This window comes from Shimia sp. NS0008-38b (assembly GCF_040370365.1).
Lineage (GTDB): Bacteria > Pseudomonadota > Alphaproteobacteria > Rhodobacterales > Rhodobacteraceae > Shimia.
This window is the reverse complement of record NZ_BAABWQ010000001.1, coordinates 767204-779697: the sequence shown is the minus strand read 5'-3', so window position 1 is coordinate 779697 and position 12494 is coordinate 767204. Positions and strand designations below refer to the sequence as shown.

At 53.4% G+C, this 12494-nt stretch carries 10 protein-coding genes and 1 tRNA gene; 8 read left to right on the top strand and 3 right to left on the bottom strand.

The window, feature by feature from the left end; translation table 11 throughout:
- Nucleotides 1-173: 173 nt before the first annotated feature.
- The 6 genes from ABWV47_RS03805 to ABWV47_RS03780 all read left to right on the top strand — a co-directional run bounded on the left by ABWV47_RS03805 (nucleotide 174) and on the right by ABWV47_RS03780 (nucleotide 7120).
- Nucleotides 174-247 (top strand) — tRNA-Gly (locus ABWV47_RS03805).
- A gap of 146 nt (nucleotides 248-393) precedes the next feature.
- A complete protein-coding gene (locus ABWV47_RS03800) occupies nucleotides 394-2187 on the top strand; it encodes an ABC transporter transmembrane domain-containing protein (protein ID WP_353308515.1) in 1794 nt (597 codons plus the stop codon).
- A gap of 222 nt (nucleotides 2188-2409) precedes the next feature.
- Nucleotides 2410-4293 (top strand): acyl-CoA synthetase, encoded by a 1884-nt coding sequence (locus ABWV47_RS03795; RefSeq protein WP_353308513.1) that lies wholly within the window; start codon nucleotides 2410-2412, stop codon nucleotides 4291-4293.
- A gap of 163 nt (nucleotides 4294-4456) precedes the next feature.
- Nucleotides 4457-5419, top strand: a complete 963-nt coding sequence (speB, locus tag ABWV47_RS03790; RefSeq protein ID WP_353308512.1) for an agmatinase — start codon at nucleotides 4457-4459, stop codon at nucleotides 5417-5419.
- Nucleotides 5420-5543: 124 nt separating this feature from the next.
- Nucleotides 5544-6590 (top strand): aldo/keto reductase, encoded by a 1047-nt coding sequence (locus ABWV47_RS03785; protein ID WP_353308510.1) that lies wholly within the window; start codon nucleotides 5544-5546, stop codon nucleotides 6588-6590.
- Nucleotides 6591-6610: 20 nt separating this feature from the next.
- Nucleotides 6611-7120 (top strand): hypothetical protein, encoded by a 510-nt coding sequence (locus ABWV47_RS03780; protein WP_353308509.1) that lies wholly within the window; start codon nucleotides 6611-6613, stop codon nucleotides 7118-7120.
- Nucleotides 7121-7132: 12 nt separating this feature from the next.
- Here ABWV47_RS03780 and ABWV47_RS03775 read toward each other — a convergent pair whose 3' ends face one another.
- From ABWV47_RS03775 to ABWV47_RS03765, 3 genes are read right to left on the bottom strand one after another with little or no spacing between them, the layout of a single operon-like run.
- Nucleotides 7133-7720, bottom strand: coding sequence for a TadE/TadG family type IV pilus assembly protein (locus ABWV47_RS03775; RefSeq protein ID WP_353308507.1), 588 nt, complete (start codon nucleotides 7718-7720; stop codon nucleotides 7133-7135).
- Nucleotides 7721-7722: 2 nt separating this feature from the next.
- Nucleotides 7723-8259: a TadE/TadG family type IV pilus assembly protein gene (locus tag ABWV47_RS03770; RefSeq protein WP_353308506.1), complete on the bottom strand. Its 537-nt coding sequence runs from the start codon at nucleotides 8257-8259 to the stop codon at nucleotides 7723-7725.
- Complete coding sequence (locus ABWV47_RS03765) at nucleotides 8256-10112, bottom strand: pilus assembly protein TadG-related protein (RefSeq protein ID WP_353308505.1); 1857 nt, start codon at nucleotides 10110-10112, stop codon at nucleotides 8256-8258. Before ABWV47_RS03765 ends, ABWV47_RS03770 begins: the two co-directional genes overlap by 4 nt.
- A gap of 325 nt (nucleotides 10113-10437) precedes the next feature.
- Between ABWV47_RS03765 and ABWV47_RS03760 the strand changes: the two genes are divergently transcribed.
- Nucleotides 10438-11868, top strand: a complete 1431-nt coding sequence (locus tag ABWV47_RS03760; RefSeq protein ID WP_353308504.1) for a Glu/Leu/Phe/Val family dehydrogenase — start codon at nucleotides 10438-10440, stop codon at nucleotides 11866-11868.
- Nucleotides 11869-11871: 3 nt separating this feature from the next.
- The gene (locus tag ABWV47_RS03755) at nucleotides 11872-12468 is read left to right on the top strand and encodes a DUF6151 family protein (protein ID WP_353308503.1); all 597 of its coding nucleotides are present in this window, start codon (nucleotides 11872-11874) and stop codon (nucleotides 12466-12468) included.
- Nucleotides 12469-12494: the final 26 nt, after the last annotated feature.

Here is a 12494-nt window from a genome sequence, read left to right as displayed (position 1 = left end):
TGTGCAACGGCCATATCCGTGCCCGTGTTTTTGCTTCTGTCCGTGATTGATTGGTTGTGGCTCTAGTCAACGGTGCTGTCGGCAGTTCACAGAAAAAACGCGCTTTTCTCAGCAATGTCGAGTTCAGGCTCTTGACCTCCTTTGACGGCTGAAATACATCAACCAAACCTCGGGCGGGTATGGTGAAATGGTATCATAAGAGCCTTCCAAGCTTAAGGTGCGGGTTCGATTCCCGCTACCCGCTCCAAGGTCAAATTCTCTAAATGTATTTGTGATTCATACCGGCGCTCTCGCGCCTTTTGACGCATGTAGATGGGTTCTGCGCCCATCACGGCTTGACCCTTTTGCGCGCTGGGTTCACTAACGCTCAGGTACTCAGTCAAGGACCGGAATATGGCCAGACAGCCACAGCGCACAGAAAACGAACAAGATCGTGAGAAGAGCAAGAACATGGGCGCGTTGCGCGGCCTGCAACCGTTTTTGCGCCCTTATCGGTTTCATATGTTTTTGGCCCTTTGCGCGCTGACACTGACGGCGTCTGTATCGTTGATGTTGCCTGTCGCGGTGCGTCGTGTCGTGGACAATTTTGGCACGCAAAGCGATGCGCTTCTCGACCAATATTTCCTTGCTGCATTAGGGTTTGCCGCGATGCTTGCCGTTGGTACTGCGCTCCGCTATTTGCTGGTGACCCGTTTGGGAGAGCTGGTGGTTATTGACATCCGCAAGGCGGTTTTTGCCCGCGTGATTAATATGAGCCCTGCGTTTTTTGAGAACCTGATGACGGGCGAAGTGCTGAGCCGGATCACCACGGATACCACGGTGATCCAATCGGTGATTGGCTCGTCAATCTCGATCGCATTGCGCAACATGCTATTGTTCGTTGGTGGGTTGGTGTTGATGTTATACACGTCAACCAAGCTGACATTGATGGTGTTGTTGGTGGTGCCAATGGTGATTGTGCCAATCATGGTTTTGGGTCGGCGTTTGCGTGTGCTGAGCCGCGAAAATCAGGATTGGATTGCGGAGAGTTCGGGGAATGCCTCAGAAGCTCTGCTTTCAGTTCAGACCGTGCAGGCCTTCACCCATGAGGCGCGTTCGCGTGAAAACTTCAACCGTGTCACTGACTTGTCGCTGACTGCGGCGTTGCGCCGTATCAACACACGCGCATTGCTCACAATGATTGTGATATTCCTGATCTTCACAGGGGTGGTGGTTGTGTTGTGGATGGGCGCGCGCGATGTGCGCGCTGGTGGCATGAGTGTCGGCGTGTTGGTGCAGTTTGTGATCTACTCGGTTATGGTTGCTGGCGCTGTTGGCGCGCTGTCTGAAATCTGGAGCGAACTACAGCGGGCTGCGGGTGCAACCGAACGTTTGGTCGAGCTGCTGTATGCGAAAGACACAGTGAACGATCCCGCCAAACCAAAAGTGCTTCGCGCGCCGGTGCGGGGTGAAATCAGCTTCAACGAGGTCTCTTTTCAATATCCATCGCGCCCCAATGTGTCGGCGTTGGAGGATGTCTCGTTGATCATTCAGCCGGGGGAAACCGTGGCATTGGTCGGGCCGTCTGGTGCAGGCAAAACCACAATTGTTCAGATGATTCAGCGATTTTATGATCCTTCAGAGGGGCGCGTGGAATTTGATGGCGTTGCCTTAACGGAAGCGAAGCGGGACGATTTCCGCAAGCACATTGCGTTGGTTCCCCAAGATCCGGTGATCTTTGCTGACAGCGCACGTGAAAACATCCGTTTTGGTCGTTTGGACGCAACCGATGATGAAGTGGAACGCGCGGCCAAAGCTGCCGCTGCACATGAGTTTATCGTCGGCTTACCGGACGGATACGAGAGCCCCCTTGGGGAGCGCGGTGTGATGCTATCTGGTGGCCAAAAGCAGCGCATTGCTATTGCGCGCGCCATATTGCGAGATGCCCCTGTGTTGCTCTTGGATGAGGCGACCTCTGCTTTGGATGCCGAAAGCGAACGTTTGGTGCAAGCGGCGGTTGATGAGTTGGCACAAGATCGCACCACGATCATTGTGGCGCATCGACTGGCGACGGTGAAGAAAGCGGACCGGATTGTCGTGATGGAAAATGGGCGTATCGTGGCGCAGGGTAAGCATGACGCATTGGTCCAAGAAGGTGGTTTGTACGCCAAGCTTGCACGGCTGCAATTTACGGCTGGGACAACGTAAAAGAGTGCGCTCCCAGCCGCAGTAGAGATGCGCGCGTGGGTGGTTTTTGCACGACCATTCAACCTTTGAAGGGTAGTTTGACGTAACGTTTCGAGTATGGTTGACCTAAGGTCCGGCTGGCCTCGGATGCAGCGCGCAGTGTTTTTAGGGGCCAACGTGACGTAATACGACTGGCACGCGCTTGCAGAGGTGGAGCAGGCCGGCAATTGGGGGAGGACTACTATGAGCTTTCAGACTTTGGCAGATCTTAAGGCCATTGAAAACGAACAGGCATGGGCCGATCGGGACCTGCCGGTTACCATTTTTGAAATGTTGACGCGGACAAAGGACAAGTTCCCTGAACGTCCCGCGGTAAGCTATCAGATTTTTTCTGGCCCAAAGGATAAAGCAGAAACTCTGACGTGGGCTGAGCTGCACGCAAAGACCGCGCAAGCGGCAAATCTGTTCCGCGATCTGGGCATTGGCGAAAAAGACACCATTGCCTATGTGCTTCCCAATTGTAACGAGACGTTGATCACGTTGTTGGGCGGCATGGTTGCCGGGATTGCAAACCCGATCAACCCGTTGCTTGAACCTGAGCAGATTGGCGCGATCTTACGTGAAACCGATGCCAAAGTTGTGGTTACCCTCAAAGGGTTTCCCAAAACGGATGTCGCGCAAAAGGTGGCCGAGGCTGTGCGCCATGCGCCGCATGTGCACACCGTCCTTGAAATTGATCTCAACAAATATCTGACGCCGCCGAAAAGCTGGATTGTGCCGCTGATCCGACCGAAGGTGAGCGGTCCGCATCACGTGGATTTCAAAGACTTCAATAAGGAGCTGGCGAAACACAGCGCCACATTGCAGTTTGAAGACAGCAAAGGTGACCGCGTAGGCGCCTACTTCCACACAGGTGGCACCACTGGCATGCCAAAGGTTGCGCAGCACCTGTATTCCGGCATGATTTACAACGGTTGGATTGGCGATACGCTGCTGTTCACCGAAGAGGACAACATCATGTGTCCTCTGCCGCTGTTCCATGTTTTTGCGGTGCATGTGATCATGCAGGCGGCTATCAGCTCCGGCGCGCATGTTGTGTTCCCAACACCGCAAGGGTATCGCGGCGACGGCGTTTTTGACAACTTCTGGAAGCTGATTGAACGCTGGAAAATCTCCTTTATCATTACAGTGCCGACGGCGGTTTCTGCGTTGATGCAGCGCCCGGTTGATGCAGATATTTCGTCAGTAAAAACTGCATTTTCTGGTTCGGCGCCTATGCCTATGGAACTCTTCAAACGGTTTGAAAGCACTTGTGGTGTGGATATTGTTGAGGGCTATGGCTTAACCGAAGCGACCTGCCTTGTGTCTTGCAACCCTCCAACGGGCGCAAAAAAGGTGGGCTCCGTTGGTGTGCCATTCCCTTATACTGATGTGCGCATATTTAAGAATTCACCGGAGGGCCCGCAGGAGTGTGCTACCGATGATGTTGGAGAAATCTGCATCTCAAACCCGGGGGTTTTTGCGGGTAATACGTACACAGAAGCTGACAAAAATGTGGACCTCTACTTTCATGAGAAATATCTACGCACGGGAGATTTGGGCCGCGTTGACGAAGATGGATATCTGTGGATCACAGGGCGCGCCAAAGACCTGATCATTCGAGGTGGTCACAACATTGACCCTGCGGAGATCGAAGAAGCGCTGTTGGCGCATCACGATGTTGCATTTGCCGGGGCCATTGGGCAGCCAGATGCACATTCGGGCGAGGTGCCTTGTGTCTATGTCGAGTTGGTGGAAGGTGCGAGCGTTACCACTGAAGAGCTCATGGACCACGCAAAAGTGCATGTTCATGAGCGTGCGGCACATCCGAAGTATGTTGAGATCATGCCAGAACTGCCAAAAACCGCAGTGGGCAAAATCTTTAAACCGGACCTTCGCAAAGCCGCGATCACGCGTATTTATGATGCAGCCCTACAGAAGGCCGGAGTGTCGGCGCATGTGGACCATGTATTGGATGACAAGAAACGAGGTCTTGTTGCTCAGTTGAAGGCAACCGGTGAGGTCGTGGACGAGGATGTCGGACAAGTGTTGGGAGATTTTGTGCGCCCATGGGAATGGACTGCTTAAGCGGTTTGTATAAAGGCCGCAAATGAACACTTAAACAAAAGGGCGCGTCTAGGGACGCGCCCTTTTGCGATCCAATGCTTTCGCCTCCAGTGCATGCAAACCCTTTACGAGACGCAAAAATCACGGCACCGTCGCGCGGTGTAAAGCAGGTCGGGAGAACACAGTGGCAGATCACGGATATGACAAAGGTCGGTTGGATTTGCCTTTTGTAGGCATCGCAACCTTTGCCAAGCGACACTACGAGGCGAACTGGGGGGCACTGGAAGCCGATGTGGCCGTATTGGGCGCGCCGTTTGACTTTGGCACTCAGTGGCGGAGTGGTGCGCGGTTTGGTCCGCGCGCGGTGCGGGAGGCGTCGACTCTGTTTAGTTTTGGGCACGCCGGGGCTTACGATCATGAGGATGATGCCACTTATCTGCCCGAAAACGTCCGGATCGTGGACATGGGTGATGCAGATATCGTGCACACCGACACCGCCAAAAGCCATGCGAACATCGAAACCGGCGTTCGCGCAGCCTTGGCTGCAGGGGCACTGCCAGTCACGATTGGCGGCGATCATTCGATCAACATTCCCTGCATCAACGCCTTTGACGATCAAGGCGACATCCACATCCTGCAAATTGACGCGCATTTGGACTTTGTCGATGAACGCCATGGGGTTCGGCATGGCCATGGCAACCCGATGCGGCGAGCGGCGGAAAAGCCCTACGTCACCGGTCTGACACAGGTTGGTATTCGCAACGTCAGTTCCACCGCACGCGAAGGATACGAGGATGCGCGCGCCATGGGGAGCGAGATATTCAGCGTCCGACAGGCAAGAAAACTTGGCCCCAAAGGCGTCATCGACCGTATCCCAAAAGAGGCGCGCGTCTATGTCACCATCGATATCGATGCATTTTGCCCCTCTATTGCACCGGGTACAGGAACGCCCAGCCATGGCGGGTTTCTCTACTACGATGTTCTCGAGATGCTTCAGGCGCTTGCGCAGCGCAACGAAGTCATCGGCATTGATCTAGTCGAAGTTGCGCCAGACTACGATCAGACAGGTTCCACAGCCATACTGGCAGCGCAGATCTTGCTCAACTTTCTCGGATTTATTTTTCATGAACGCGCTTCGCGCGAATAGCGCTTGTTTCTGGTTCAAAACACCTTGGGGCCGGGGGCCGCACATTTTTGGCCCCGAGGGCACTTGCGGCGCCTCCGATAAAGCTTAACTTTGCGTCAAAGCGAATTCCAACAGGACAAATCTTATGAAAATGAACCCTTTGGGCCGCACCGGTCTTAACGTGTCTGAGTATTGCCTTGGCACAATGACGTTTGGCACTCAGACAAACGAGGCTGACGCCCACACACAGATGGACATGGCATTGGAGCACGGCATCAATTTTATTGACGCAGCGGAGCTCTACCCCGTCAATCCCATGAGCCCGGAAACACAGGGTCGCACTGAAGAAATCCTGGGCACATGGTTTGCCAAAACAGGACGCCGAAAAGATTGGATTTTGGCGACAAAACACGGGGGTACTGGCGTCAAATACATTCGCGATGGCGCGGACATCTCTTCCCAAACTGTGTCGGGTGCCGTGGAAGGCTCTCTCAAAAGGCTACAGACCGATCATATCGACCTGTACCAGTTGCACTGGCCGAACCGCGGCTCTTACATGTTCCGCCAAAACTGGACATTTGATCCGTCCTCGCAGAACAAAGCGGAGACGTTGGCAGACCTAGAGGATGTACTGGAGGCGCTGCAGAAAGAAATTGATCGTGGCACCATTGGCGCCATTGGTCTTTCCAATGAAAGCGCTTGGGGTACGTCGCAATGGCTACGGCTCTCGGAAGACAAAGGCTTGCCGCGCATGGCCTCGATCCAGAACGAATACTCTTTGATGTGTCGTCTGTTCGATACGGACCTTGCGGAGCTAAGTCACAATGAAGATGTGGGACTTTTGGCGTTTTCACCGCTGGCTGCCGGGCTTTTGACTGGCAAATACCAAAACGATCAGACGCCAAAGGGATCGCGCAAGGACATCAACGGAAATCTGGGAGGAAGAATCGCCGGCAACCATGTTTTTGATGCGGTGCAGGCGTATCTGGATATTGCCGCCAAACACGGGATCGACCCAGTGCATATGGCGATGGCATTCACCGTACAGCGCCCGTTTATGTGTTCTTCCATTTTTGGAGCCACCACGGTAGATCAGTTGGACCATCTTCTAAAGGGGATCGACGTGTCGCTGAGCAAAGAAATCCAGACGGATATCGATGCAGCTCATCGTGCTTTTCCTATGCCCTACTAACAAGGTTCAAACGCACCGATATGACACAGTCCCCAGAAACCATCTCAGAACCAACAGAGATCCTAGCGACAATAACAGCTACCGGGCCTCGGCGGGTGTTTGGTATTGCTACTTTGGCATCGTTGGGGGGGCTGCTGTTGTATTTGGGGTTGTCTACGTCGCCCGCGTTTTTATGGCAGGTGTTTTTGGTGGTGATGGGCGTCTTGGTTCTGCTTCTTGCTGAGAAGACGCGTCGTGCGACGGAACAACATATTCAGCTGACCCGTGCAGGTCTTGCCTCAAGCTCTGGCGAAATCATTGCATCTCTGGAGGATATTGCAGCGATAAAGCGGGGCATGTTTGACCTCAAACCGTCAAATGGGTTTACGGTGATCCTAAAAAGGCCCCGGTCGCGCAGATGGCTACCGGGACTTTGGTGGGCAATGGGGCGTCGGGTAGGCATTGGGGGAGTGACACCCGGATCTCAAGCAAAGTCCGCGGCGCAAATTCTTGATGCGCTTTTGGCGGAGCAGGGTGCTGTTGATCTCTAAATCTCTAAGAGACTAGGCATCACTCCACGCCAGATTTGAGACAAACCGGGGTCTGCTAAACACCAGTGTGTTTAATGCAACCCCATCCCAATTGTCGCCCCACCAACGTCGTAAAATTGTTGGCGGAACAAAGGTGCTGTTGGTTTGAACCACCACAATGCTCTCACCGTCTACCAGCGTTGGAAGATTGTCGCTCATGTTGATCATGTCGGTGTTATCCCAAGCAAGCGTGTCCTCTGCGCCGTCTTCGGTGATGCTGTGAGACCACCCTAAACGGTGTGTGTCGTTCACCGTATCCCATGTTACGAGCGACACGATCAGATCATGATCGCTTCGAACGCTGGAAATCTCCGAAAAGAGCGAACGTGCGCCATCCAAATAGTCAAACGTCACAGCGGCCGTTTCACGCGACAGCATATCAGAGATCGCAAAGGCAGCTTTGTCAGTTGTTGAACGGGCGCGGTAGGCGTCAAATAGGACAGCCATTGCTAGCATGGCCAAAAAGAGCCCGGGCCACATGATCACGGTCTCAACGGCAACCGTGCCACGGGTGTCTCTGCGAAAGTCGCGTGCTTTTTTGATGAGAGATTTCAAAGGCATGATCAGAAGGGCTCCTGAACAAAAGAATTCAAGACAACAAGCGAATAGTCTCCAGCGGCATCTTTATGCACGGCGGAACTAATCATTGAGGTCGGAAAGAAGGGTTCGACTTTGGCACAGGCTCGCAGGACCATCAGTTGGTTCTGGCCACCGTTTTGGAATGTTGTCACCGGTTGAGCATTTTCTGACCTATCTGTGCAGACCGACTGTTGTGACAGGTCAACCCAGTTGCGCGGGTCACGTGTTACCATCTCAAGACGCATGTTTTCCGAACAGTTCGGAATGACGCCAGCGTTGGCACACACTGCGTCTACAATGTCATCATGTGTGATGGTCCCGCCAGTGGAAAGGCGAATGTCACGCACCACCACATCCAAAGCCCGCTCAAGGTAGGCGTAGCGCAGAGTCATCAGGCCAAGCTCTACCGAGGACAGGAACAGGCCAAGGTAAAACGGAAACATGATCACAAACTGAACCGTTACAGTGCCGTCCTCGCACTTGAAAAAGGATCGGAGGCATTGAAATACGCCACGCATCATTGGGTCAGCCTCAGTTGACGAATGGAGGTTGCAATGGTTGCAAATGCATCGTTGATTTCGAGACCATCGACATCAAAGTAGTGGCTGTCTGAGCTGGCGCAGTCTTTGAGAACTGTCTGTCCGCTTGACGGTGCCTCAAATCCAATCGTGAACACAATAATTCCCTGATCTTTTGCAGCGTCGCAGATTGACGAGGACCGCGAATTCTTGGTTGAAGTGCCATAGTACCCTTGGACACCATCGTCCCAGTAAGAGCGAGCAGAGGACTGTCCCATGAACGGCGCATATAGCTCGTCGGCCACCCAACGCGGCGTGGTGTAGGCCCAAAGGTCGGGGTAGTCGATGACTTCGGCAACGCCGGGTTCGTCAACGGTGATTGAACCTATGACAACTTCGACCCAGCGGTAGCGACGGCAAGACCCGTTCCAGTAGTATGATTTACATTCGAGTTCCCAGTCGGTTTCTTCTTCCTCGTAAACGCCATTTCCGTAGGCGTGATCATAGTAGCCTTCGATGATGTCGACGTTGCTTGAACCGGTGTAGGGGGGCCAGTAGAAAATCGGTTCGTCAGTCACGTCATCTTCGTCGAGATCATTTACGTCCGAACCAAGATAGACCGAATAAACTTCTTCCTGTTCGTTCCACCAGACATTGGAGGCACCGCTCTTGAAAGCATCACGGATGTAGTACTGTGACGTGTTCTGACCGTCGGTCATCAGGACGATGACTTTCAGAGACTCACCTGAATTATGGTCGAACGGGCGGCCTGCGAAGTTTTCACTGACCGTTGTATCCTCGATCATTCCTTCGATTGCAGGGCGGATGTCGGGATCAAGCAAAGCGGTACCCCACTTCATGCCTAGGTCAATCGACGTATTGCCGCCTCCCCACATGGCCGCAATGTAGTTTTTGAGCTCTTCCGGGTCGTCTTCGAGAACAGCCATTTCGCGGGATGCGTGAATTTCGCAAACCGGATCACCCAGTTGGCTGGTTTGGTAGCCCCCAAGCGGGTATGCAGGATCGTCGTCGCGGTTGTCGCGGTCGCCCCAAGGGTCAAAGTGCCCAGTTCGTTTTAGAGAGACTGTCGGGTCGATCCCAGTTGAACTGAAATCCGTCACATCGAAATCGACGCAGTTCGAGTAACTGTGTTCTGAGGTGACTGCCAAATGTTCAAAAAGTGCATTTGGTGCAGAGACTTGCGTTGCATAAGGAACGATGGAAACAGAGAGAGTGCCGTCCTCGGTGTTGTCGTCCATTGTGTCGATAAAATCGGTGGCCGCGTTCTTGAGATTGTAAAGTCGGCTGTTGCTGTTCATGGAGCCGGACACATCGAGCACCAGCGAAATTTCAACGTTGCCGATCCGCTCTTCCGCCGTACCAGCCGCTCCAACAGTAAAGGACGAAATGATTTCGCGTGGTTCCTCGTGTTTGCGCCACAGATTTCGGAAGCGCGCACCGGTCTGGCTATGACGCAATGTGAAGTCCACTTCTGCGGTGGCGCTCACTCTGCGGTGTACCACTGAGGAGCTTTCTGTGGCGGAGACGCTGTCATATTCTACGCCTGATTTGTCAAAGTAGTCTGCGACAACAACTTCTGCTGCGCGATCTTGGTCCATGTCTGCAGCGGCAAGGACAGCACGGTCCAAAGTGTGCTGCAAACGTGTGCGTTTCATCTCAGCTAACATAATGTCGGTGCCGAGGCCGCCAATCATGATCATCATAATGACGAGTACGACCGCAAAGCCTACCATGACCCCATCTTCATCCTTTCGGAAACAAGATGCGCCGGCTTGCAAGCGGGCGGGTAGCCTTGCAGAACGAATGCGCCGGTTTTCGGCCGAGAACTTTGTCATATCACTCACCTCATAATGAGGCACACCACACATAATTCTCCCAATGGGACGGTTTGCCTCGTAGAAGTTATCCCAATCGAATGGGGCGGAAATGAGGCGCAAAGTAGTATTTGGTTAGGCGTTAAGTCAAATTTTTTACATTCCAAACAATGACTTGTGGACAATCGTACTCGATGCGCGCTTCTGTTTCCGATTTATCAACACGTACTTCCGAGTGTGTTGCTCAGAATCTTCTGTCGCCTCCCGACAATTTGTGGGCTTACTGTTTGTTAAGTCGGCTGATGTGACGGTGAGTCGCAGTTTGACGCTTGTCGGGAGGAAAAAGATGAGCCCAATCAAAGAACCGAGTTTTCGCGAAAGTGTTGACCTAATGTTCAACAGGGCTGTGGCCCTTATGGATTTGCCGCCAGGTTTGGAGGAAAAGATCCGTGTTTGTAACGCGACCTACACTGTGCGTTTTGGCGTTCGGTTGCGTGGGCAAATTCAAACTTTCACCGGATATCGGTCTGTGCACAGCGAACACATGGAGCCGGTTAAAGGCGGTATTCGATTTGCCCCGAGTGTTCACCAAGATGAAGTCGAAGCTCTCGCAGCACTGATGACGTATAAGTGTGCCTTGGTTGAAGCCCCGTTTGGCGGATCAAAGGGGGGCTTGTGCCTAGACCCACGCAAGTATGATGAACATGAATTGGAACAGATTACGCGGCGGTTTGCTTACGAATTGGCAAAGCGCGACCTGATCCACCCTTCACAAAACGTCCCTGCGCCTGACATGGGCACCGGTGAGCGTGAGATGGCGTGGATTGCGGATCAATATGCGCGGATGAACACAACTGACATCAACGCGCGGGCCTGTGTGACCGGCAAGCCGCTGAATGCAGGTGGGATCTCTGGTCGTGTCGAGGCGACCGGTCGCGGTGTGCAATACGCACTGCGAGAGTTTTTCCGAGATCCGCGTGATGTTGAAAAGGCCAACCTGAAAGGCTCGCTGGATGGCAAGAGAGTGATTGTTCAAGGTCTTGGAAACGTGGGGTATCATGCCGCCAAGTTTTTGAGCGACGAGGATGGCTCCAAGATCATTGGCATCATCGAGCGGGACGGCGGCTTGTTTAACGCTGACGGAATCGATGTGGATGCGGTGCAACATTGGCTGCAGAAACACGGCGGTGTGTCCGGATTTCCGGATGCAACCTACTCTCAGAACGGCGATGCCCTTCTGGAGGAAGAGTGTGACATCCTGATACCGGCAGCGTTGGAGGGTGTGATCAACATCGAAAATGCGGCGAGAGTGAAGGCACCTTTGATTATCGAAGCTGCGAATGGACCTATCACGGCGGGCGGCGACGAAATTCTGCGTAAAAAGGGCACCGTGATCATACCTGACATGTATGCCAATGCCGGTGGTGTCACAGTGTCCTATTTCGAGTGGGTCAAAAACCTGAGCCATATTCGTTTTGGCCGGATGCAGAGACGTCAGGAAGAGTCGCGCCATGAGTTGGTGGTGAACGAACTCGAGCGGATCAGCGCAGCGCTTGGAAGCCAATACACTCTGACAGATGGCTTTAAGCAGAAGTATCTGCGTGGTGCGGGTGAACTGGAGTTGGTACGCTCAGGGCTGGATGACACGATGCGGATCGCTTATCAGTCTATGCGTGATGTCTGGCACGAGCGGGCAGACGTGGAAGATTTGAGAACGGCTGCGTATCTGGTGTCCATTGACAAGGTCGCGGCGAGTTACAGAGCCAAAGGACTGTAAAATATGGCGACCACCGACGTGCAGCTGCGATGCAACTGTGGCAAGTTCGGCGCGAAACTTAAGAACGTGAGCCCCAAAACGGGCTCACGTGTACAATGTCACTGCAAAGACTGTCAGGCAGGGGCGCATGTTCTGGGCGCGCAGGACCAACTGTTACCGCGTGGCGGTAGCGATCTTTTCCAAACCATCCCAGCCAATCTGGAAATCACCGAGGGCGCAGAGCATTTGGCCTGTTTTCGGTTGTCTCCAAAGGGCTTGATGCGCTGGTATGCAAGCTGTTGTGACACGCCGATGTTCAATACGCTTGGGCATAACAAGCTTGCTTTTGTTGGCGTTCTGGTACCGGTGATGCAGGGCAGAGGGATTGAGAAGGTGATTGGGAAGACAATTGCTGTGGCGCACACCAAAGATGCGCCTATTGGGGCTAAGCCTCTAAAAGAGTTCGGGTTTAACCGGGCGGGATTTAATATTCTTGCGCGCCATTTTGGTGCGTTGATGCGCGGGCAGTCCAAAGAGAATCCTTTGTTTGATGAGACCGGTTCGCCAGTTGTTGTCCCGCGGGTTCTAAGCAAAGAAGAACGACGTGCCGCGACACCCTAGGAAATCTACCAATAGGTGATCCGATT

Coding starts and splice junctions, on each gene's coding strand:
- ABWV47_RS03765 (WP_353308505.1), bottom strand. CDS start 10,112: ATGACAAAGTTCTCGGCCGAAAACCGGCGCATTCGTTCTGCAAGGCTA.
- ABWV47_RS03775 (WP_353308507.1), bottom strand. CDS start 7,720: ATGCCTTTGAAATCTCTCATCAAAAAAGCACGCGACTTTCGCAGAGAC.
- ABWV47_RS03785 (WP_353308510.1), top strand. CDS start 5,544: ATGAAAATGAACCCTTTGGGCCGCACCGGTCTTAACGTGTCTGAGTAT.
- ABWV47_RS03800 (WP_353308515.1), top strand. CDS start 394: ATGGCCAGACAGCCACAGCGCACAGAAAACGAACAAGATCGTGAGAAG.
- ABWV47_RS03760 (WP_353308504.1), top strand. CDS start 10,438: ATGAGCCCAATCAAAGAACCGAGTTTTCGCGAAAGTGTTGACCTAATG.
- ABWV47_RS03770 (WP_353308506.1), bottom strand. CDS start 8,259: ATGATGCGTGGCGTATTTCAATGCCTCCGATCCTTTTTCAAGTGCGAG.
- ABWV47_RS03795 (WP_353308513.1), top strand. CDS start 2,410: ATGAGCTTTCAGACTTTGGCAGATCTTAAGGCCATTGAAAACGAACAG.
- ABWV47_RS03755 (WP_353308503.1), top strand. CDS start 11,872: ATGGCGACCACCGACGTGCAGCTGCGATGCAACTGTGGCAAGTTCGGC.
- ABWV47_RS03780 (WP_353308509.1), top strand. CDS start 6,611: ATGACACAGTCCCCAGAAACCATCTCAGAACCAACAGAGATCCTAGCG.